The following is a 21,725-nucleotide window of genomic DNA, read 5'->3' as shown; positions in this document are numbered from 1 at the left end:
TCACAGGCCCCGGGTTATCGTCACCTGAGCACCCGAGCGAGCAGGCTTCCTGATGCGTGTCAGCTGATAAGCAATTGCCAGCCATATGAACCACCCTGGCATGACCATCAAGGCAACACGGGTGTCGGGCCTCAATGCCAGCAGGCACAGAACGAAGCCCAGAAAAGCCAGTGAGAACCCTGCCATGGGGACGCCGCCCGGCATCTTGTAAGCCGACTTGGCGTGAAGCTCAGGATGCTTTTTGCGATAGGCAATGTAGGACGCGAGGATGGTCGACCACGTGAAGATCACCAGAATCGCTGACACAGTGGAAACGATGGTGAATGCCGTCATGACTTCCGGGACGATGAACAGCACGAGTACACCCGCCAGCATCAACAGGGTGGTGAAGGCCAGGCTCAGCAGCGGCACGCTGTTGCCCGACAGTCGCCGAAAAATGCCTGGGGCGTTGTCCTGATTCGCCAGCCCGAACAGCATACGGCTGGAGGAGAATACGCCACTGTTGGCCGATGACGCGGCGGATGTCAGGACCACGAAGTTAACGATGCCGGCTGCTGCGGGAAAGCCGGCGACGAGGAAAAGTTCGACAAAGGGACTTTTTACAGGTGACACCTGTTGCCAGGACGTCACGGCAATAATGCAGCCCAGTGCCAACACGTAGAACAGGATGATTCGCAGCGGAATCGAGTTGATTGCCTTGGGCAGGGTCCGCTCTGGAGACCGGGTTTCTGCCGCAGCGGTGCCGATCAGCTCGGTGCCGGCAAAGGAGAATATCGCCATCTGAAAACCGGCAAAAAACCCCAGCACGCCATGAGGGAATGCAGCCTGCTTATCCACCAGGTGGCCCAGGGACGCGGTAACGCCACTGGGGGATACGAACGAGCTGGCAATCAGCACGATGCTCACGCCGATAAGCGTCACCACGGCGATGATCTTGATGATCGCGAACCAGAATTCGACTTCACCGAAAAGTCTGACCGTCAGCACGTTCAGGGCGAACAGTGTCGCGAGCATCCCGATAGCCGGTATCCAGGCGGGCAGGTGGGGGAACCAGTACTGGAAAAAGCCTCCCACCACGACGGCATCGCCAATCACCGCAACGCTCCAGCTCAGCCAATACGACCACCCGAGAAAAAATGCGGCGCGGGGACCCAGGTAGGCGCCGGCAAAATCCGCAAAGGTCTTGAAATTCAGGTTGGAAAGCAGCAGTTCGCCCATGGCGCGCATGACGAAGTAAACGAACAGGCCAATGATCATGTAGATGAGGATGATCGAGGTGCCGGAGAGGGCGATGATCTTTCCAGAGCCCATGAACAAGCCCGTGCCAATGGCGCCGCCCATGGCCATTAACTGGATGTGACGATTGCTGAGCGTGCGCTGCAGCGCAGGCTGCTCAGTCCGCTCTGATGAATTCGATTTCATTTCAAAACCTCTTGATCTTATGTTTTTGAGTTTTGGCAGAAAAGTGGATATCCAGCGCCATTGTCAGGAGGCAATGGCGGGTGACGGTGTTGTTTTATGTGGACAGTGACGGCCCCCAGTTCAAATGCCGGGGGCGTCACTCGCAGGTCAACTGGCCGTGCGCAGATGGGCGGCTTTGGCCGGCTGCTGATCCAGCATCTGGAACAGGTTCTTTATGTTTTCAGGCGTGGGGACCAGGTGGATGTGCCGGCCGACCTGATGTTCGTGCGCCATCGCCTGCAGGTAGCGAAGCGACGAGAAATCCTCGAGGGCAAAGCCCACGGAATCGAAGACCGTCACCTGTTCATCGCTCTCGCGTCCCTGGACGTCGCCTTGCACAATCCGGAAAAACTCGACGACGGGCGAGTCAGCCTCCAGTTGCTGAATATCACCTTCAATCCGCGTTTGAGGTTCAAATTCCACGATGACCCGGGCGTTGCGCAGGATGTCGGCGTGCAGTTCGGTCTTGCCCGGGCAGTCGCCGCCGACGGCATTGATATGCATGCCGGGCTCGATCATCTCGGGCGTCAGGATCGTTGCGTAGGCCTTGTCGGCGGTCACGGTGGTGACAATGTGTGCGCCCTTGACCGCCTCCTGTACGGAGTCGGCGTGAATCACGTTGATCGTCGGGAAAGCCGCCAGGTTGCGCAGCAGCTTGAGTGAGGCATCGCGATCAATATCGAAGATGCGAATTTCGCTGATGCCCAGCATTTCATGGAAGGCAAGCGCTTGAAACTCGCTCTGAGCGCCATTGCCAATGAGCGCCATCGAGGTGGCCCCTGGACGGGCAAGCGTACGCGCGACCAATGCCGAGGTTGCAGCGGTGCGCACGGCGGTTGTCAGTGTCAACTCGCTGAGCAGGGTCGGATAGCCACTGTGGACATCGGCCAGCAGACCGAATGCCATCACCGTCAGCAGGTTCTGCTGACCATTGTCCGGATGGCCGTTCACGTACTTGAAGGAATACTGCTTGCCATCATCGGTAGGCATCAACTCGATCACACCGTTTGCGGAGTGATTGGCCGTGCGCGGCGACTTGTCAAACTGCGCCCAGCGTAAATAGTCCGCTTCGATGTAGGTGGCCATCTCACGGATTGCCCGGCGGATACCCACCTTGGCGAACAAGCGTGCGGCATCATCGACATCCAGGAAGAGCGTCATTTTTTTATTCTCCAATCCATCCAGTTAAACGTTGTAAAGCAGGGGTGTTCAGGCGCGCTTGCTTTCGAAGCCATGCAGTACGTTCACCGCATTGATGCCGATCTCATCGACCATGTAGCCGCCTTCCATCACGAAGAGGGTGGGGCAGCCAACACTCGCGATCAGCTCGCCGATCCCGATGAAATCCTCGCTTTCCAGCAGGAAATGACTGATCGGGTCGTCCTTGAAGGTGTCGACGCCCAGTGAGATCACCAATACCTGCGGCGAGAATTGCTGAAGTTTCCTGCAGGCATGCAGCAGGGCGTCGCGGTAGGTTTCCCAGGCGGTGTTTTTCGGCAGCGGGTAGTTGAGGTTGAACCCTTCGCCGGGGCCGGCGCCGACTTCACCGCTGAACCCCGAATAGTAGGGATAGGACACGGCCGGCTCGCCGTGCAGCGAGACGAACATCACGTCATTGCGCTGGTAAAAAATGTTCTGCGTGCCGTTGCCATGATGAAAATCGACGTCAAGTACCGCGACACGTTTGGCGCCCTGGGTGATTGCCTGCTGTGCAGCAATGGCCGCATTGTTCAGGTAGCAGTAACCCCCCATGTATTCACGCGCCGCGTGATGGCCCGGCGGACGACAAAGGGCAAAGGCACTGTCATGGCCTTCATCGATAAGCGCCAGGCCCGTCAGGGCGATATCGGCACTGGTCTTGACCGCCTGCCAGGTGGTGGCAGTGATCGGCGAGCCGGCATCCATTGCATAGAAGCCGAGTTTGCCGTCAATGAACGTGGGTACCTGATCGTTGGCCAGGTCGCGTACAGGCCATACCAGGGGCAAGGCATCATGCGTGCGGCCTGTGGCGCACCATTCTGACCAGGCGCTTTCCAGAAAACTCACATAGCGCTCGCTGTGCGCGTTGACGTAGCACGCGCGGTCAAACGCGCGCGGTTCGACTATCTGACCAAGGCCTACTTGCTTGACGCGGTTGTGAACGGTGTCGGCCCGACTGGGCTGCTCGAACGACGGCTTGAGCACGCCATCCTTCAACTCGGTGCCGTGGTGCAGACGGTGGGAATCACTGAAAACTGTAAACATTCTGCGCATCCGTTAATGTGAGCCAGTGCAAATATTCTGTTCTGGTCAGGACGGGCGTTCTTTGCTTTGTTTTCGTGCTTCTCTATATTTATCGGGCGATTTAACTCGGGAATGGCGTAATGAAGAAAAATATATCCAAACGCATCAGCCTCGACGAGACCGATCTGGCCATTCTCGAGTTGTTGCAGGAGGACGCGAGCATTTCCAATGCCGAACTCAGTGAGCGGCTCTCATTGAGCCTCACGCCTTGCTGGCGACGGCGCAAGAGGATGGAAGAGGCGGGGGTGATCAAGGGTTATCAGGCAACCCTTGATCGAAGAATGCTGGGGCTGGATATCATGGCATTCGTGCACATTCGCTTTTCCACCCATGCCGATCACGCTCCGGACGCTTTCGAGGCAGTGATTGTGCAATTGCCAGAGGTATTGACCTGCCACAAGATCACCGGAGATGCCGACTACGTGCTCCAAGTGTTGGCCGAGGATCTGGATAGCTATAGCGACTTTATCGAGCAGGTGCTGCGGCGCCAGGTCGGTATCGCGTCTATTCAGTCGAGTCTGGCGTTGCGCGAAATCAAGGCGGGTAGTCGTATGGCCATACCCAAATTGAGCAAGGATTGAAAATCGGACGTTCCGGTAAAACTTTCCCGCCACGTCCGTCATCATAAGCCTCTGCTGGAAGCGCTCTAGAAAGACCAACTCGGCGCACACCCGCTACCTCCCTGCACACAAACAGATCGCCGCTGTGCCATTTGGTAGCACAGGGCGCTATGTTCCTGCGACGGCTCTCCTGCCTACAAACCAAAGATCGCATTCGAATCAGTCAGTTAACTCCGCACCAACGTTGTTGGCACGGCCCATGCTTTATTGCATCCATGGATAATTGGATACAAAAATACAAAGAGGCTGCCCATGCAATTTGCCCCCGCTTACGCTGACCGCCAGCCTCTCACTGCAGAAGAGGAAGCCTATAACTTCCTCCTTGACGCCATCTGCGGCGGTCGTTTCCGCAAGGGTGATCGCCTGATTGCCGAGGATATCGCCGGCGAGATCGGCATGAGCCGCATGCCGGTGCGCGAAGCATTCCGCCGCCTGGATGCCCAGGGCCTGGTAACGCTGCGGCCCAATCGCGGAGCCATCGTCAGTGGCCTGGATATCGCTGAGCTGCACGAGGTGTTCGAGATGCGCAGCGCGCTTGAGGGCCTGGCGGTGCGCGTCGCGGTCAGCAGTATCGGTGAGCGCCAGATGGCGGCTCTGGAGCGGCTGCTGGACGAGATGGATGACTACCGCGACGAGAGCGCTGCGTGGGTCCGTCGCCACCGCGCCTTTCACGAATACCTGTGCGGGCTCAGCGGCCGGCCGCGCTTGCTCAAGCAGATTTCGGCGTTGTATTCGCTGGTGGAAGCGCCCATGCGCTTGTGGCTGCATCACAGCGAAAAACCCCTCAGCGCGCGCCAGGAACACGCCGTGATCCTCGACGCGATTCGCGCCGGTGACGCCGCCCGCGCCGAAGCGGTGGTGCGCGAACACATCGAAAGCACCGTGCCGCTGCTGATTCAATTTCTGCAACTGGAAAAATAAGAGAGGCGGGTCCGAACCCGCCCATGTTTGGACGTCGATTCCTGCCCCGTTATTCAACGAAGTGGAGTGTCTGGTCATGCATAAACAACACCGCGTCTTGCTGGTGGCTGTAACCCTGGGTCTCTGCACACAATGGGCCTGCGCCGCAGTCCAGGTGCCTGAGCGCCTGAAGAGCGTCGACAAACTCACCTACTGCTCGGGGATGGATTCACCGCCCCTGGTGTCCTTCGACGAATCCCAGAAACCGCGCGGGCTCACCGTCGACCTGGGTCTGGAAATCGCCAAGCGCCTGGGCAATAAAACCGTGCAATGGCGGGTCATTCCGTTTTCCGGCCTGGTGCCGGCGCTGCTTGCCCAGCAGTGCGACATGATCGTCGACCAGTTGTTCGACAAACCCGAGCGCCGCCAGGTGATCGACATCGTCAACTACATGTACTCCAGCCAGGCGGTGGTAGTGCCCAAGGGCAACCCCAAAGGCATCAAGACCCTGGATGACCTGTCTGCGCACAAGGTGGCGGTGCTCAACGGCTCCACCATCAAGACCCTGCTCGACAACCAGAACGAAAGCCTCGCCAAGGCCGGCAAGCCACCGATGAAACTGGTGGTCTACAACACCGACACCGATGCCTTCCAGGCGCTGCGCATCAGCCAGGTCGACGCCTATGGCACCACCGTGGAAACCGCCGGTTACTACGCGGCGATGGCCCCGGAGCTGTTTCAGGAAGGGGTGCCTGCATTCAGCCGCATCCTCACCGGCCTTGGCATGCGCAAGGACGACCCGCAACTGACCGCCGCCGTGCAGCAGATCATCAGTGATATGCGCAGCGATGGCAGCTATGTGCAATTGCTCAATAAATGGCATGTCAGCAGCGACACACTGGACTGAGGTTCTACCACGATGAATTTCAATTGGGATGTGTTCTGGCAATACCTGCTGCAACCCAGTGGGGTCTACCTCACCGGGCTGTGGCTGACTTGCCTGATCAGCGTGCTGGCGATGCTGCTCGGCTGCGCGCTGGGCCTGGCAGCGGCGCTGTTGCGCCTGTCGAAGAACCCGCTGCTGCACCTGCCGGTACGCCTTTACGTGTGGCTGATGCGCGGTACGCCGTTGCTGGTGCAGATCGTGTTTTTGTACACCGCACTGGCAGCGGGCGGGATCTTCCGCTTCGAGGACATCGAGCTGTTCGGGCTGATCATCCCCGGCAATATCCAGGCGGCGATCATCGCCCTGGGCCTGAATGAAGGCGCGTACATGGCCGAGATCATCCGCGCCGGCATCGGCGCGGTGGACAAGGGCCAGTACGAAGCCGGGCGTTCCCTGGGCATGGGGTTCGGCAAGCTGATGCGGCGCATCGTGCTGCCCCAGGCGTTTCGAGTGATCGTGCCGCCGCTGGGCAATGAGTTCAATGTGATGCTCAAGAACACCACGCTGGTCAGTGTGATCGGCGTGCAGGAGCTGTTGCTCAGCACGCAGATGGTGACCTCGGCGACGTTTCGCGTATTCGAGTTGTACCTGGTCGTCGCGATTTACTTCCTGACGTTGACCACTCTGTGGGGCTTTTTCCAACGCTGGCTCGAAAACCGTTTCGGCCAGTCCGATCGACCTTCGGCGCCACCTCCGGCCGCCAGCCGCATGTTCGGTCGCAGTACCCTGAAACTGCTGAGGGGACGTTAACCATGGCGCACCAAAGTGAAGAGCTGATCATTGACGCACAGGATATCCAGAAGTCGTTCGGCGAGTTGCAGATCCTCAAGGGCATCTCCCTGCAAGTGCGGCGCGGCGAGGTGGTGGTGCTGATCGGCGCCTCCGGCTCGGGCAAGACCACCTTTATCCGCTGCATCAACCTGCTCGAAGACATCCAGGGCGGGCGCATTCGCGTCAACGGCCGCGCCATGGGCTATCGCGAACGCGCCGATGGCAGCCTGGTGCGCGATTCGGAGCGCAACATTGCCCGCCAGCGCCGCGACATCGGCATGGTGTTCCAGCGCTTCAACCTGTTCCCGCACATGACTGCATTGGAAAACATCATCGAAGCGCCAATCCAGGTGCTCGGCGTATCGCGTGCCCAGGCGCTGGAGCAGGCCCGGGGCTTGCTGGCGCGGGTCGGCCTGGCGGACAAGGCCAGCCACTATCCGTCGATGCTCTCCGGCGGCCAGCAGCAGCGGGTGGCGATTGCCCGTGCACTGGCGATGAAACCCCAGGCGATGCTGTTCGACGAACCCACCAGCGCCCTCGACCCGGAAACCGTCGGCGAAGTGCTGCAGGTGATGAAGGAACTGGCCGAGGAGGGCATGACGATGGTGGTGGTCACCCACGAAATGGGCTTTGCCCGTGAAGTGGCCGACCGCGTGGTGGTGCTCGATCAGGGTGAATTGATCGAACAAGGGCCGCCGGAGCAGATTTTCAGCCATCCCAGCCATCCGCGGACCCGGGCGTTTCTCAGCCGCGTGTTATGACCTTTTTTGAAGAGCCTTTGCCATGTTGAAATTTTCCGCTCATGAATACCCTTATTCCTCGCAACGCCAGAGCGTGTTCGCGCGTCGGGGCATGGTCGCCGCTTCGCAACCGCTGGCGGCCCAGGTCGGCATCGAAATCATGCAGAAGGGCGGCAATGCCATCGATGCCGCCATCGCCACCGCCGCCGCGCTGACCGTGGTCGAGCCCACCGGTTGTGGCCTGGGCGGCGATGCCTTTGCGCTGGTGTGGTGCAAGGGGCAGTTGCATGGCCTGAACGGTAACGGCCATGCGCCCGCCGCCTTGAGTATCGAGGCGGTCAAGGCGGCGGGGCATCAACAGATGCCGCTGTACGGCTGGACCTCGGTGACGGTGCCCGGTTGCCCGTCGGCGTGGGCCGAGTTGTCCAAGCGCTTCGGTAAATTGCCGTTTGCCGATTTGCTGCAGCCGGCCATCAGCCTGGCGCGCGACGGTTTCCCGTTGTCGCCGGTGGTTGCCCATCAATGGCAGATCTCCTTGAACGAATTCAACCCGCACCGCGATGACGTGCTGCAAGCCTGGTTCGACACCTTCCTGATCGAAGGGCGCGCGCCCAAGGCGGGCGAGATTTTCCGCAACCCGGCCCAGGCCCGTACCCTGGAAGAACTCGCCGCAACCCGCTGCGAAAGCCTGTATCGCGGCGCTCTGGCCGAGCGCCTGGATGCGCATTCGCGCGCCAGCGGTGGCTACCTGCGCGCCAGCGACCTCAAGGATTACCGCGCGCAGTGGGTGGAGCCGATCCACATCAATTACCGTGGCGTCGACGTGTGGGAAATCCCGCCGAGCGGCCAGGGCCTGGTCGCACTGATGGCGCTGAAGATTCTCGAAGGCTTCAACTTCGATCACCGCGACAGCCAGCAAACCTGGCATCGCCAGCTGGAAGCCATGAAGCTGGCCTACAGCGACGGCCTGCATTACATCACTGACCCTGCGCACATGCGCGTGGCGGTGGCCGACCTGCTCAGCGACGACTACAGCAGCCGTCGCCGTGGCGAGATCGGCGAGCAGGCCCAGCCGCCCAAGCCCGGTGACCCGCACGCCAGTGGCACGGTGTACCTGGCGACCGCCGACGCCGAAGGCAACATGGTCTCGTTCATCCAGAGCAACTACCACGGTTTCGGCTCCGGCGTGGTGCTGCCCGACAGCGGCATCGCCCTGCAGAACCGCGGGCAGGAATTCAGCCTCGATGAGTCCCATTCCAATTGCCTGGCACCGGGCAAGAAAACCTTCCACACCATCATCCCGGGTTTTCTCAGCAAGGACGGCGAGGCCCTTGGACCGTTCGGCGTGATGGGCGGCTACATGCAGCCCCAGGGCCATGTGCAGATGGTGATGAACCTGGTGGACTTCGGCCTCAACCCCCAGGCGGCCCTCGACGCCCCGCGCTGGCAATGGCTGGGCGACATGAAGGTCGGCATCGAACATGGAGCTTCGCGCGACCTGGTCAATGCGCTGGCGCGGCGCGGGCACAAGGTGCAGACCGACAGCGACCTGACCGACTACGGGCGTGGGCAGATCATCCTGCGTGACCCGGTCACCGGCGTGTTGTGCGGCGGCACTGAGCCACGGGCGGATTCGCACATTGCGGCGTGGTAGGCGGCCGCAGGGGCGCTGAGCCCGACGCGTGACAATGATGGAGCAGCTCACGGCGGTGCCTGAGCATCGATGATGAGCTGCTTGATCTTGGCGATGGCAGCCACCGAGCGTGCCCGGTAATTTTCACTCTTCAACCACGGCGGGGCTCGCCCTCGGCAATTGCGCGCATCAGGCTCAGGTAACGACTCGCGCCCAGCCCCAGAGGTCGGTTCTTGACCCAGATGATATCGACCCATAACCGCATCTGACTCGGCATGTAGTCAAACACCACTTCCGTCAATGCCCCCGATGTGATGAGAGGCTGCACCAACGATTGTGGAAGATAAGCCCAGCCCAATCCTTGCAGCACCAGATCCAGCGTTGCCAGATAACTGTCGCTGTGCCAGATCCGCCGCGACAGCACGACACGTGGGTCAGAGTCTGCAGGCCCTCCAGTCGCAACGATAATCTGCCGAACGTCGACCAGTTGCTCTTCACCTAAAGGGCTTTTCTTGCCGGCCGCCGCAGGATGATCCGGAGAGGCAACGGCCACTAACAATTGGCTTCCCGCTTCAAGGAACGTCTCCCGCTCGTCCAGCCCAGGGCGTTCAAAGCCAAGTGCCAATTGCACGCGCCCTTCATGGAGCAGGCGCATCGCCTCCGGATGGGACGCGGAGCGAATCTCGATTTCAAGCGTGGGGAACTCGCGGGCAATAGTGGACAGCGGGCGATTCCATATGCCGGTTTGCAACTCCGGCGCCATCGCGAGGGACAAGCGCCCCTCCAACCCCTGATGAAGCTGAAGCGCGTGAGCATCCAGCAGATTCAACTGACTGACGACCTGTCGTGCCTGGGGTTCAAGTGCTCTGGCGGCCGCCGTAGGGATGGCTTTGCGCGTTGATCGATCAAAAAGCAGCAGATCCAGCTCTGCTTCAAGTTGCGACACCGCCATGTTGACGGCCGAGGGTACGCGGCCCAGCTTTCGTGCGGCGGCAGAAAAGGACCCGCTGTCGACGACCGAGAGGAATATTTTGAGTGACTCGCTGGTAAATGCCATTTTTGTTGTCAGATTTTCTGATGATGATCGTCTTTTTTTATCAGGTTTAGTGGCCTAATTTCTACTCTCTTTCAAATTAAACGTGTGAGTAACTTTCACTGGGGTGTCGATCATGTCGAAAAGTGGAATCAATGAATCAGCGATTGATGCTTTTACCGCCTCCGAGCGTGAGCGTTTCATAGAAAGCAACCCAACGTCGATGGCGCTGGCCAAGCGTGCCAGGGCGAATCTGTTCAACGGTGTGCCCATGCACTGGATGAGCGACTGGTCGATGCCTTCGCCGCTCTTCGTGCAACGCGCCAAAGGCGCACGCTTCACCGACGTTGACGATCATGAATACATTGACTTTTGCCTGGGCGACACCGGCACGATGTTCGGCCATTCACCTGATCCTGTTGCCCGTGCCATCGCCGAGCAGGCGAACAATGGCTTGACCACCATGCTGCCCGGCGAGGACGCGGTGGTTTGCGGCGAGTTGCTGGCTCAGCGATTCGATTTGCCTTACTGGCAGGTGACGGCCAATGCGACTGACGCCAACCGTTATGTGCTGCGCTGGGCGCGCGCCATCACCCAGCGCAATGTCCTGCTGGTGTTCGACGGCTGCTACCACGGCACCGTGGATGACGTGATGGTGCGCTACCGCGACGGCAAGACAGTGCCCCGTCCAGGGCTTGTGGGCCAGGCCTCATGACTTGAGCCAGTACAGCCGATCCATCCCGTTTAACGATGTCGCCGCACTGGAGGCTGCGTTAGCCCAGGGCGATGTGTGCGCGCTGATGTGCGAGCCGGCGATGACGAACATCGGCATGGTCCTGCCCGATCCAGGGTTCATGCAAAAGTGCCGCGAGTTGACCCGTCAATATGGCAGCCTGCTGGTCATTGATGAGACCCACACGATTTCCACCGGCCTGGGTGGATGCACGCGCCAATGGGCGCTGGAACCCGACTTTTTCGTGGTGGGCAAGCCCATCGCAGGGGGCGTGCCTTGCGCTGTGTTTGGCATGACCGAGGACGTTGCCCTGGCCATGCGCGAGGTGCAGGCGAGCGCAGAGGGCGGCGGTCATGGACACAGCGGTATGGGAACAACTCTGTCCGCCAACTCGCTGGCGATGCGTTGCATGCGCGCCAGCCTTGAAGAGGTCATGACGGAGTCTGCCTACCAGCACATGCTGTCTGTCGCCTCAAGACTGGCCCAGGGATTTCGCGCGTTGTTCAAGCGCCATCAACTGAATTGGTCTGTCACCGAGCTGGGCGCCCGTTGTGAGTTTCAATTCTGTACCACACCGCCAAGGACAGGTGCGCAAGCCGAGGCGGCTTTTCATGACAGCCTTCAAATGGCGCTGCACCTCTACCTGATCAATCGCGGCATCCTGATCACGCCTTTTCACAACATGACCCTGTGCTGCCCGCAAACCAGTGAGGCGGATATCGACAGGCTGCTCGGTGAGCTGGATAACGCGCTGACCACGCTGCTTGCCCTGCCGGGAGCCCGGGTCGCCTCCGCTTAAGTGGACGGTGACGCCCCGTTTTTTTCAAATACTGCCAGGGCGCTTGAATGAGCGCCAAGAGGTTTGACATGCAATTTGCTGATAGAAAAGAGGCCGAGGATTATCTCGCCGCACACCCTGAAGTGCTGAGCATCGAGTTGTTCCTGATCGACGCGAATGGCGTGCCACGGGGCAAACTGTTGCATCGTAATGAGCTGCTGGCGATCTACGACAATGGGCGGCCGCTGCCAAGTTCCATTCTTGCCCTGACCGTGCAGGGTGAGGACGTTGACGACACAGGCCTGGTCTGGGATGTCGCTGACGCTGATTGCTGGAGTTACCCCTTGCCTGGAAGTCTTACCGTGCAACCCTGGCGCACCCATCCCACCGGTCAGGTGCAGGTCAGCATGCACCCGACCCAAGGTATTCCCGCCGCGCCGGCGGACCCGCGTCATGTGCTGGTGAACACCATCGAGCGGCTCAAAGCCGATGGCTTCCATCCGGTCATGGCCGTGGAGTTGGAGTTCTACCTGCTGGACCAACAGCGCGACGTCAACGGGCGACCGCAGCCGGCGCAACAAACCAATGGCGTACGTCCGGTGGCTCCGCAGGTGTATGGCGTATACGAACTCGAGCAGGTTCAACCGTTTCTTGATGACCTCTACGCAGCGTGCGCGCTGCAGGGGTTACCGGTGCGCACGGCGATCTCCGAGTATGCGCCGGGCCAGCTCGAGTTGACGCTGGAGCATCGTTTCGACGCACTCCAGGCCATTGATGAAGGCGTACGTTACAAACGCCTGGTCAAGGGTGTGGCCAACAAACACGGGCTGCAAGCGTGTTTCATGGCCAAGCCGTTCAGCGATCAGGCCGGCAGCGGTCTGCACCTGCACGTCAGCCTCGCCGACGAGCAGGGCAACAACCTGTATGCGAGCGAAGACCCACAGGGCACGCCGCTGTTGCGTCACTCCATTGGCGGGATGATGGCAACCTTGTTCGACTCGCTGGCGATCTTTTGCCCCCATGCCAACTCCTATCGCAGGTTCCAGACCGGCAGTTACGCGCCGCTGGCCAAAAGCTGGGGCGTCAACAATCGTACGGTGTCGTTCCGCGTGCCCGGCGGCCCCGCGATCAGTCGGCACATCGAACACCGCATTTGCGGTGCCGATGCGAACCCCTATCTCGCCGCTGCCGCGTTACTGGCGGGCATTCACCACGGCATCACGCATCAGAGCGATCCTGGCGCGGCGATTGTGGGCAACGGCTATGAGCAGGCGACCGATTTTCTACCCACCGATTGGCTGACAGCGTTGCAGGCATTGCAGGGTTCAACCTGGGCACGCGAGGCTCTGGGCGCTGAATTCATGAAGGTGTTCCTGGCGATCAAGTGGCGCGAGTTTCGTACCTTCAATGCCGAGGTCGGCGAGCAGGACTGGCGGTGGTACCTTACTCACGCATGAGTGTTGGCCCGTCAGCGTGTCTTGAAACGGACCGCTGAGGGCACCTGTTTCCGAATTATCCAGAGATAAACCATGAACAATGCGCTCAAGTTTTACATTGATGGCCAGTGGGTCGACACCCAGTCGGGGAACACGCTGGAGGTGATCGACCCCTCCACCGAGCAAGCTTTCATCAGCATCGCGGTGGGCAACGCAGCGGACGTGGACAGCGCGGTCAACGCTGCTGCCAGGGCCTTTCCCGCGTTCTCTGTAACCCCCGTCAGCGAACGCCTGGCACTGCTCAAGGAAATCCTGCGGGTCTACAACCTGCGCTACGAAGACCTGGCCAAGGCCGTCAGCCAGGAGATGGGCGCGCCGCTGCATTTCGCCCGTGACTCGCAGGTCTGGAGTGGCCGCGCGCACCTGGAGTCGACCATCAGTGCCCTGGAGACCTTCCCGTTCAGCGAAGTGCATGGCAGCACTCAGGTGATGCGTGAAGCCATTGGCGTCTGCGCCCTGATCACGCCGTGGAACTGGCCGCTGAACCAGATCGTCTGCAAGGTCGCACCCGCCATTGCCGCCGGTTGCACCGTGGTGCTCAAGCCCAGCGAAATCGCACCGCTGACCGGTATCATCTTCGCCGAGATCATGCATGAAGCGGGTGTGCCCGCCGGGGTGTTCAACCTGCTTAACGGCACCGGGGCGGATGTGGGCCATTACATGACCAGCCACCCGAAAGTCGATATGGTCTCGTTCACCGGTTCCACCCGCGCAGGCATTCTGGTCGCCAAGGCGGCGGCCGACACGGTTAAACGCGTGGCTCAAGAGTTGGGCGGTAAATCGGCCAATATCCTGCTGGAAGACGCGGACTTTGACGTGGCGGTGGCCAAGGGGGTGCAGCGCTGCTTTGCCAACTCCGGGCAATCCTGCAATGCGCCGACACGCATGCTGGTACCGCGAGCGCAGCTTGCCCGTGTCCTGGAAATTGCCAAGGCAACCGCCGAGCAGTTGGTGACCGGCAGCCCGCTGGATGCCGGCACGACTCTCGGTCCGGTGATCAGCGAGGCACAGTTCGCCAAGATTCAGAGCCTGATCGCCATCGGCATCGAGGAGGGCGCCACCCTGGTGAGCGGTGGCCTGGGCCGTCCCAAAGGCCTGGACAAGGGCTACTACGTGCGACCCACCGTGTTCGGCGACGTGACGGCGCAGATGACCATCGCCCGCGAAGAAATCTTCGGCCCTGTGCTGTCGATCATTGCCTATGACAGCGAAGCGCAGGCCATCGAAATGGCCAACGACACCGTGTACGGCCTGGCGGCCTACGTACAGTCCGGTAATATCGAGCGTGCCCGCGCCGTTGCCAAACAGATGCGCGCCGGCTCGGTGTACCTGAACTACCCAAGCTGGGACACGTTCGCGCCGTTTGGTGGCTACAAACAATCCGGCAATGGCCGCGAGTACGCGGGCTGGGGCATTCACGACTTCCTGGAAATCAAGGGCGTGGTTGGTTGGAGCGAGTGACCACTGAAGAGGTAATGGTTTCATTTGCGCCGAGAATGCTGTGAACCGCTATTGCTGCCCCGATGACCACGGCAATAAGCCCTGTCGCCTCTATGGGTGTTGGGAACCTCCCAATAAAGAGCAAGCCGAGGACAGCGGCGAACAAAGATTCCAGCGAGATCAACTGACCGGAAAGCACCATCGGCAGCCGTTTTGTCGCCGCGTTCCAAGCCCAGGCACCGATCACCGAAGACATAACCGCAATGACCAGAGCCCAGGCATAAAGATGTCCCGCCGAGGTGATACTGAAACCCATACTCGGGAGTTTAAAGAGCCCCAGCATGTGTACAACGGGTATCAGGAACACGGTGCCCATGCCAGCACCCGCCATCATCAAGCTGGTCCAGATGGCTGTTGCAGTCTGGGGGATTTTTCCCATGGCGCTTTGATTCAGCAGACTGAAGGCTAGCCACAGGGTCACTGCCAGGACAGAAAAAAATAATCCCGTCAGCCAGGACGTCTTGCCTGCCTGCGCCAGATTCATGCTGCCGATATTTGCAAGGAAGAGCCCAACCATCATGAATGTCAGGGGTAAGGCAAGGCGGTGCCACTGCATCGTTTTCTCTTTTGCATTGCCGAGCAGGGCGAGCAGAACAGGCACGAATCCGACACACGCCGCCGTCAGTACGGGGCCACCGAAGATCACGCCCGCTGCAATACAGCTGCTGTACCCTAGATATCCCATTGCGCCCAGCGCTGCGGCGAGCAACTGCTGGGAACGTTGCAAAGACCGCCGCTGAGTACGACACAGGATCACCCCCAGCGACCCCAAGGCACCCGCGATCAGAAATCTGATGATCGTAAGGTCGTAAATGCTGTAGGCGCCAGTGACGTAAGGCGCTACGAAGTTAAGAGCCCAGGCCAGCGTCGCAAAAACGGCGAGCAGCGTGCCGGTGATGATAGTTGAGCGGGCGGTGATCATTAGCTGAGGTCCGGCAGATGTTCAGCTCATATTGCGTTTTGTCGCAGTGTGTTAAAAACGAGTTCTCGGGTCTGAATGCATAACGACTGATTATGAATAACCTCAGGAAGACATTGCCTGCGCTGACCAGTTTGCTGCCTTTTGAAGCGGCTGCCCGGCTGGAAAGCTTTTCGAGGGCCGCTGATGAGTTGCACATCACCCAAGCCGCCGTCAGCCGGCAAATTCGAGGTCTTGAAGAAGATCTCGGCGTGAAGCTCTTTGTCCGGCGTAATCGGGCGGTCTTTTTGACGGAGGAGGGACGGCAGTTGGGAAGCGTGGTGAGCGAGGCACTGGGAAATATCAGCGACCGTGCTGTTACGCTTCGAGAATCACGGCGCAAAAATCGTGTCGTTTTACTCTGCCAGTTATGTGAAGCCTTTTACTGGCTGATGCCACGCCTCTCCACGTTCCAGGATCAACATGCGGGAATCGAGGTTCAAGTAGTGACCTCAACACGGCCTATTGCCGAATTCAACGACCGCTTCGATGTTGCCTTGCAAAGCACCGGACGCGCCAGCGGCTTGCATGCTCTGGCCTTTACGGCTGCTGACGAAGTCTTCCCCGTGTGCAGTCCGAGCTACCTTGCCACAGGCACATTGCTTGGCCCTGAAGCGCTTTGTCTGCACCATCTTTTACACTATCGCTCTACGTCTCCGGACTTTATGGTCTGGGAGGAGTGGTTGCAGGTGTTTGGAAAGTCGATCGCGAATCATGTGCCTGGTACGGTGTTCGATAGCTACCCGCTGATGCTTCAGGCGGCAGTCGCGGGACATGGCATCGCATTGGGATGGCGTCGAACTGCCGGAAAGCTTATTGAGGAGGGCGCTTTGGTGCGACCTTGTGCAGAATATGTTCCTCTGCCCCATGCCATTTCTGTTTATAAAGAAAATGGCGGGGATGAGCGGATTGAAGTGCAAGCGCTACTGGCGTGGCTCCAGGAACAGTTGAGCACCTAGTTGCGAAGCAATAAATGGGTCAGGTAAACGCCGACCGTTGGTGCATGAAAAAACTCTTGCGATAAGGGCGATAGCGTCAAATGTTTCTGAATCTTGAGGTTCGCAGCTACGAGCGGGAAGCCCCTCATCACCATCACGAGCATGCTCAATTGGTACTGCCGATTCGTGGCCGAATGGAAATCGATGTAGGGGGGCGCGGTGGCTACATCGATCAGTCACTGGCGGCACTTGTGACACCCGGCGCGGTGCACTCGCAGCATACGCACGCCGATAACCGCTTTCTGGTTCTGGACTGTGCGCCGACGACCCTGGAAACGCTGCAGATCGAGCGTCTGGCTCGGAGAATCTATGTGCCCATTCCCGCCGCAACTCGTCGGCTTATGGAGTTCGCCGAGCTGATAGGAAACGCGCAACTGTCCATCGCGGCCTCACAGCTGGGCCCTTTGCTTCTTTCGTCCCTGGGCGCTGATGCACCCCGCGTTTCAGATCCCATGGAGCAATTGATCGTCCGTCTTCGGGCCAACCCTGGCGCGAACTGGAGCAACGAAAGCATGGCTCGAGTCGCCAACATGAGCCTGAGCAAACTGCACCTGCGGTTTCGCCAATTGTTCGAGATGACCCCTCAAGCGTGGTTGACTGAATTACGCCTGCAGGAAGCTCAACGCTGGCTGCGTGCAACGTCGCTACCCATAGCCGAGATTGCCTTGCGGGCAGGTTTTTCCGATCAGGCATCCCTGACCCGTACCATGCAGCGTATAAGCGCCATAACGCCGGCTGCCTATCGTAAAGCGCAGAAACAGCCTGGGTAAAAAACTCCACAGTTAACGACAATATTTGCCGAATCAGCTGCATCAGACTTCATCCATCAGGCTATGGAGTACGGGTGAAATGTTTGCTGATCGGTCACTGCTCAAGGGCATTGTTTACGGCGTGTGCGCAGGGTTGTGCTGGGGCGTGATCTTCCTTGGCCCCCAGCTGACCCCGGGGTTAAGCGGCCTGGAATTCGCAGTGCTGAGATTTCTTTGCTATGGCGCGGTTTCGATGGTTTTGCTGATGCCGCGCTGGCGGCGCGTATGTGCCCATCTGAGCATGGCTGACTGGAAATCACTGTTCTGGCTCAGCCTGATAGGGAACCTCATCTACTACACATTGGTGGGCACCGGTGTGCAACTGGTGGGCATCGCCACAACGTCGCTGATTGTCGGACTCATCCCGGTGTTCGTCACCCTGGCGGGTCGTCATGACGCCAACGCCGTTTCATTGCCCAAGCTCGTCCCGTCGCTGTGCTGCGCGGTGGGTGGCGTCATGCTTATCAGTTGGCATGCACTGATCAATGGCGACAGAGCCGGATACGCTGGCAACCATCGCCGGGATTTCATGCGCGGTGGGTGCTCTGGTGACGTGGAGTTGGTATGCCGTAAGCAATGCTCGGCGGCTGGTTCAGGTCGCCAGCGTCTCCTCCCATGACTGGGCACTGCTGACAGGGGTGATGACGGGCGCTCAGTCACTGCTTTTGGCGGCACCTGTCCTGGGCTTGCAGGCCGCAACCCATGGTAGCGCCCAATGGCTGCATTTTTTGCTGGTGGCAGGAGGCGTAGCCATCTTGTCTTCAGTGGTGGGTGGCGCCTGCTGGAACCAGGCCAGCCGACTTCTACCGTTGGCACTCAGCGGGCAAGTGCTCGTGATTGAGACATTGGCGGCGCTGGTTTTTGGGTTTCTATGGGAGCAGCGGTTGCCCGACTCCTATGAAATAGCGGCGATTGCACTGCTTGTTACCGGTGTCGTCTGGTGCCTGAATTGTCATCGTGCTCCGCGTTATTCTGCAGCTGTTTAGTGAGCCTTACCTTTAAGGAGTCGAATCATGTTTGCCGGATTTCAGAAAGAACAACGCCAGGTAAACGGCGTGAACATCAGTTACCGCATTGGCGGCAGTGGCCCCGCGCTGCTGCTGTTGCACGGCCATCCGCAGACCCACGTGATCTGGCACAAGGTCGCTGCGCAACTGGCGGGCGTTTTTACCGTGGTCGCCGCTGATCTGCGCGGCTATGGCGACAGCGACAGGCCGCCAGCCGACGCCGGGCATGCGGGTTATTCCAAGCGTGAAATGGCGCTCGATGCTGTCGAGTTGATGAAGTCGTTGGGCTTTGCGCAGTTCAGGGTGCTGGCCCATGACCGCGGTGCGCGTGTGGCCCATCGCCTGGTCCTCGACCATCCGCACGCGGTGCAGCAGATGGTGCTGCTGGACATCGCGCCAACCCTGTCGATGTACGCGCAAACGAACGAAGCCTTCGCCCGCGCCTATTGGCACTGGTTCTTCCTCATTCGGCCTGCGCCATTGCCGGAGGGGCTTATCGAAGCCGACCCCGAACTCTATCTGCGCAGTGTGATGGGCTCCCGTAGCGCCGGTCTCAAGCCTTTCACCGACGAGGCGTTTGGCGAGTACCTGCGCTGCCTGCAGCGTCCGGGCAGTGCGCGGGGCATTTGTGAGGATTACCGGGCTTCGGCCGGTATCGATCTGGAGCACGACCGCGCCGATATCCTGGCGGGCAATCATCTGACGCTGCCGCTGTTGGTGCTCTGGGGCGAGGAGGGCACGGTGGGGCGCTGTTTCGACCCGCTGGAAGAGTGGCGCAAGGTCGCCCTGAATGTTCGCGGCAAGGCGCTACCTTGCGGCCATTACATCGCCGAAGAAGTGCCTGACGTGCTGCTCGAAGCAGTGCTGGGTTTTTTCGCTGCACCGGCTTAGCGCAGTGGCTTGGCCGACCAACACGCCGCCCCGTCGTTGCTCACTTGAGGGCCGCGAATGGCAAACGCTCTGCCAGCGCCTGCGCAAGGTAACGGGCGAAGACCGAGATGCGCTGGGGGATATGCTGCCGATGCTGATACACCGCAAAAATATCAGCCTTCGGCGCCTGGTGATCGGTCAGTACCGCCTGCAGGCGACCACTTTCCAGATGTTGCTGGACATTCCAGCGCGACCGCAGAATCAATCCATGGCCGTCCAGCGCCAGACTCAACGCCACCTCGCCGTCATTGCTCGACAGCGTCCCGCTGACCTTGTGCGAGTAATCCTGGCCATCCTTCCTGAAGCGCCAGATCGCATAGTCGCTGCCGAACTGGCGCAAAACAATGCAGTTATGCCGCGCCAGATCCGCCACGTGCGTCAGTGCAGGCATCGCTTCAAGGTAACCCGCAGACGCGCAGAGAATGCGTGGATTCTCCAGCAGGCGAATGCCGATCAACCGTGAGTCCGGCGGCTCGCCCATGCACACGCCGATATCGAATTGATCGTCCAGGATGCTCAGTGGCTGGCTGGTCAGCTCGAGAGAAATCTCGAGTTCCGGGTGCAGCCGGGCGAAGATCGAGACCACGGGGGCGAGGTGCTGCCGGCCGAAACCCAGCGTGCCGTTGATGCGTAACCGGCCGTGCAAGGTGGGCTGGCGGCTGCTGAGCGCGCTCTCCAGTTCCTCGAGCTGGCGCAGAATCGGCCGACCTCCCTCCAGGTACAGCACGCCTTCGGGGGTCAGCGACAATCGACGCGTGGTGCGCTGCAACAACTGCACTCCGAGCCTGGCCTCCAGGTGGCTGAGCCGTTTGCTCACGGCAGGCAGCGACAGCCCCAGATGGCGTGCCACTTGCGTGAGGCTGGCGCGCGTAGCCACCTGCTGAAAGAAACTCAGGTCATCGATCATGCTCATGGATTCTTTCCTGAAAACTAAGAATGGCTTTCCAACAAGGCTAATTATTAATCCCAGGACACTGCATACACTGGGATCCATGCCCAATCAACCTAGGAGTCGAATCCATGAGCAAAACCCAGTACAAAATTGCAGTGATCCCCGGCGACGGCATTGGCAAGGAAGTGATGCCCGAAGGCGTGCGTGTGCTCGATGCGGTGGCTGCCCGCTTCAACCTCGAGCTGCAATGGGACTGGTTCGACTTCGCCAGTGCCGATTACTACCTGGCGCACGGCAAGATGATGCCGGACGACTGGTTCGACATGCTCAAGGGCTACGATGCGATCTACTTCGGTGCCGTGGGCTGGCCGGACGTGGTGCCTGACCATATTTCCCTGTGGGATTCGCTGCTGCAGTTCCGTCGTGAATTCGACCAGTACGTCAATCTGCGTCCCTGCCGTCTGATGCCCGGCGTGAAAGCGCCACTGGCGAACCGCAAGCCCGGCGACATCGATTTCTGGGTGGTGCGCGAGAATACCGAAGGCGAGTACTCCAGCGTCGGCGGCAAGATGTTCCCCGGGACCGATCGCGAAATCGTGCTGCAGGAAACCGTGATGACCCGCGTCGGCGTCGACCGTATCCTCAAGTTCGCCTACGACCTGGCGCAAAGCCGTCCGAAGAAGCACCTGACTTCGGCCACCAAATCCAATGGCATCGCGATCACCATGCCCTACTGGGATGAGCGCGTCGTGGAAATGGGCAAGAAATATCCGGACGTCAACGTCGACAAGTACCACATCGATATTCTTACGGCGAACTTCGTCCTGCACCCGGACTGGTTCGACGTGGTGGTGGCCAGCAACCTGTTCGGCGACATCCTTTCCGACCTGGGTCCGGCCTGCACCGGCACCATCGGCATTGCGCCCTCGGCCAACATCAACCCGGAACGCAACTTCCCGAGCCTGTTCGAGCCGGTGCATGGTTCGGCGCCCGACATCGCCGGAAAGGGCATCGCCAACCCGATCGGGCAGATCTGGTGCGGTGCGATGATGCTCGAGCACCTGGGCCATCCCGAAGCCGGCGCCGCCGTGCTGACAGCGATCGAAACCGTGCTTGCGATGGGCCCGGAGCACGCGCCCTTGACCGCCGACATTGGTGGCACTGGCAACACCGAATCGCTGGGCAAGGCCATCGCTGCTGCAGTCTGAAAACGCGAAAAGCTCAGTGCCCAGTTGCT

General features: G+C 59.9%; 18 protein-coding genes and 2 pseudogenes. 14 read left to right on the top strand and 6 right to left on the bottom strand.

From position 1 onward, the window contains the following. The 3 genes from VRB54_RS12625 to VRB54_RS12615 all read right to left on the bottom strand — a co-directional run bounded on the left by VRB54_RS12625 (nucleotide 1) and on the right by VRB54_RS12615 (nucleotide 3,705). Nucleotides 1-1,422, bottom strand: coding sequence for an amino acid permease (locus tag VRB54_RS12625; RefSeq protein WP_338477458.1), 1,422 nt, complete (start codon nucleotides 1,420-1,422; stop codon nucleotides 1-3). A gap of 147 nt (nucleotides 1,423-1,569) precedes the next feature. Beyond that, nucleotides 1,570-2,622: an ornithine cyclodeaminase gene (locus VRB54_RS12620; RefSeq protein WP_338477457.1), complete on the bottom strand. Its 1,053-nt coding sequence runs from the start codon at nucleotides 2,620-2,622 to the stop codon at nucleotides 1,570-1,572. Between the two features lie 48 nt (nucleotides 2,623-2,670). Next, entirely contained in the window at nucleotides 2,671-3,705 is a 1,035-nt protein-coding gene (locus VRB54_RS12615; protein ID WP_338477456.1) for a histone deacetylase family protein, read from the bottom strand. A 119-nt stretch (nucleotides 3,706-3,824) separates the two neighbouring features. Between VRB54_RS12615 and VRB54_RS12610 the strand changes: the two genes are divergently transcribed. From VRB54_RS12610 to VRB54_RS12585, 6 genes are all read left to right on the top strand, one after another. Beyond that, nucleotides 3,825-4,325, top strand: coding sequence for an Lrp/AsnC family transcriptional regulator (locus tag VRB54_RS12610; protein ID WP_338477455.1), 501 nt, complete (start codon nucleotides 3,825-3,827; stop codon nucleotides 4,323-4,325). Between the two features lie 291 nt (nucleotides 4,326-4,616). Continuing rightward, the gene (locus tag VRB54_RS12605) at nucleotides 4,617-5,285 is read left to right on the top strand and encodes a GntR family transcriptional regulator (protein ID WP_338477454.1); all 669 of its coding nucleotides are present in this window, start codon (nucleotides 4,617-4,619) and stop codon (nucleotides 5,283-5,285) included. Between the two features lie 76 nt (nucleotides 5,286-5,361). Continuing rightward, nucleotides 5,362-6,171, top strand: coding sequence for an ABC transporter substrate-binding protein (locus tag VRB54_RS12600; protein WP_338477453.1), 810 nt, complete (start codon nucleotides 5,362-5,364; stop codon nucleotides 6,169-6,171). Nucleotides 6,172-6,183: 12 nt separating this feature from the next. Next, a complete protein-coding gene (locus tag VRB54_RS12595; RefSeq protein ID WP_003236553.1) occupies nucleotides 6,184-6,960 on the top strand; it encodes an amino acid ABC transporter permease in 777 nt (258 codons plus the stop codon). A 2-nt stretch (nucleotides 6,961-6,962) separates the two neighbouring features. Then, entirely contained in the window at nucleotides 6,963-7,742 is a 780-nt protein-coding gene (locus VRB54_RS12590) for an amino acid ABC transporter ATP-binding protein (RefSeq protein ID WP_056857993.1), read from the top strand. A gap of 22 nt (nucleotides 7,743-7,764) precedes the next feature. Beyond that, nucleotides 7,765-9,375 (top strand): gamma-glutamyltransferase family protein, encoded by a 1,611-nt coding sequence (locus VRB54_RS12585; RefSeq protein ID WP_338477450.1) that lies wholly within the window; start codon nucleotides 7,765-7,767, stop codon nucleotides 9,373-9,375. Between the two features lie 130 nt (nucleotides 9,376-9,505). Here the strand turns inward: VRB54_RS12585 and VRB54_RS12580 are convergent, their stop codons facing one another. Next, the gene (locus VRB54_RS12580) at nucleotides 9,506-10,411 is read right to left on the bottom strand and encodes a LysR family transcriptional regulator (protein ID WP_338477449.1); all 906 of its coding nucleotides are present in this window, start codon (nucleotides 10,409-10,411) and stop codon (nucleotides 9,506-9,508) included. 112 nt (nucleotides 10,412-10,523) lie between these two features. Here VRB54_RS12580 and VRB54_RS12575 point away from each other — a divergent pair. From VRB54_RS12575 to VRB54_RS12565, 3 genes and pseudogenes are all read left to right on the top strand, one after another. Next, nucleotides 10,524-11,919, top strand: a pseudogene (locus VRB54_RS12575) (aspartate aminotransferase family protein). 68 nt (nucleotides 11,920-11,987) lie between these two features. Further along, the gene (locus VRB54_RS12570; RefSeq protein ID WP_338477448.1) at nucleotides 11,988-13,355 is read left to right on the top strand and encodes a glutamine synthetase family protein; all 1,368 of its coding nucleotides are present in this window, start codon (nucleotides 11,988-11,990) and stop codon (nucleotides 13,353-13,355) included. 72 nt (nucleotides 13,356-13,427) lie between these two features. Continuing rightward, nucleotides 13,428-14,855 (top strand): aldehyde dehydrogenase family protein, encoded by a 1,428-nt coding sequence (locus tag VRB54_RS12565; protein WP_338477447.1) that lies wholly within the window; start codon nucleotides 13,428-13,430, stop codon nucleotides 14,853-14,855. On the opposite strand, the gene VRB54_RS12560 is transcribed toward VRB54_RS12565, so the two are convergent. Further along, the gene (locus VRB54_RS12560; protein WP_338477446.1) at nucleotides 14,827-15,816 is read right to left on the bottom strand and encodes a DMT family transporter; all 990 of its coding nucleotides are present in this window, start codon (nucleotides 15,814-15,816) and stop codon (nucleotides 14,827-14,829) included. The two genes, VRB54_RS12565 and VRB54_RS12560, sit on opposite strands and share 29 nt — an antisense overlap. A 92-nt stretch (nucleotides 15,817-15,908) precedes the next feature. Between VRB54_RS12560 and VRB54_RS12555 the strand changes: the two genes are divergently transcribed. The 4 genes and pseudogenes from VRB54_RS12555 (at nucleotide 15,909) to VRB54_RS12540 (ending at nucleotide 19,557) form a co-directional block, all read left to right on the top strand. After that, nucleotides 15,909-16,811, top strand: a complete 903-nt coding sequence (locus VRB54_RS12555) for a LysR substrate-binding domain-containing protein (protein WP_338477445.1) — start codon at nucleotides 15,909-15,911, stop codon at nucleotides 16,809-16,811. A gap of 80 nt (nucleotides 16,812-16,891) precedes the next feature. Further along, nucleotides 16,892-17,620, top strand: a complete 729-nt coding sequence (locus VRB54_RS12550; protein WP_338477444.1) for an AraC family transcriptional regulator — start codon at nucleotides 16,892-16,894, stop codon at nucleotides 17,618-17,620. A gap of 79 nt (nucleotides 17,621-17,699) precedes the next feature. Further along, nucleotides 17,700-18,645 (top strand): annotated as a pseudogene (locus VRB54_RS12545) (DMT family transporter). A 27-nt stretch (nucleotides 18,646-18,672) separates the two neighbouring features. Beyond that, entirely contained in the window at nucleotides 18,673-19,557 is an 885-nt protein-coding gene (locus tag VRB54_RS12540; protein WP_057008816.1) for an alpha/beta fold hydrolase, read from the top strand. Between the two features lie 40 nt (nucleotides 19,558-19,597). On the opposite strand, the gene VRB54_RS12535 is transcribed toward VRB54_RS12540, so the two are convergent. Beyond that, nucleotides 19,598-20,509 (bottom strand): LysR substrate-binding domain-containing protein, encoded by a 912-nt coding sequence (locus VRB54_RS12535; RefSeq protein ID WP_338477443.1) that lies wholly within the window; start codon nucleotides 20,507-20,509, stop codon nucleotides 19,598-19,600. 107 nt (nucleotides 20,510-20,616) lie between these two features. Here VRB54_RS12535 and VRB54_RS12530 point away from each other — a divergent pair, with 107 nt between their 5' ends. After that, on the top strand, nucleotides 20,617-21,696 hold the full coding sequence (locus tag VRB54_RS12530; protein ID WP_338477442.1) for a tartrate dehydrogenase: 1,080 nt from the start codon (nucleotides 20,617-20,619) through the stop codon (nucleotides 21,694-21,696). The last annotated feature ends 29 nt before the right edge of the window (nucleotides 21,697-21,725 follow it).

It is taken from the genome of Pseudomonas trivialis, from assembly GCF_036864995.1.
In the GTDB taxonomy this organism is placed as follows: domain Bacteria; phylum Pseudomonadota; class Gammaproteobacteria; order Pseudomonadales; family Pseudomonadaceae; genus Aquipseudomonas; species Aquipseudomonas trivialis.
Note: the sequence above shows the minus strand (reverse complement) of the source record. Positions and strands in the feature narration are given on the sequence as shown.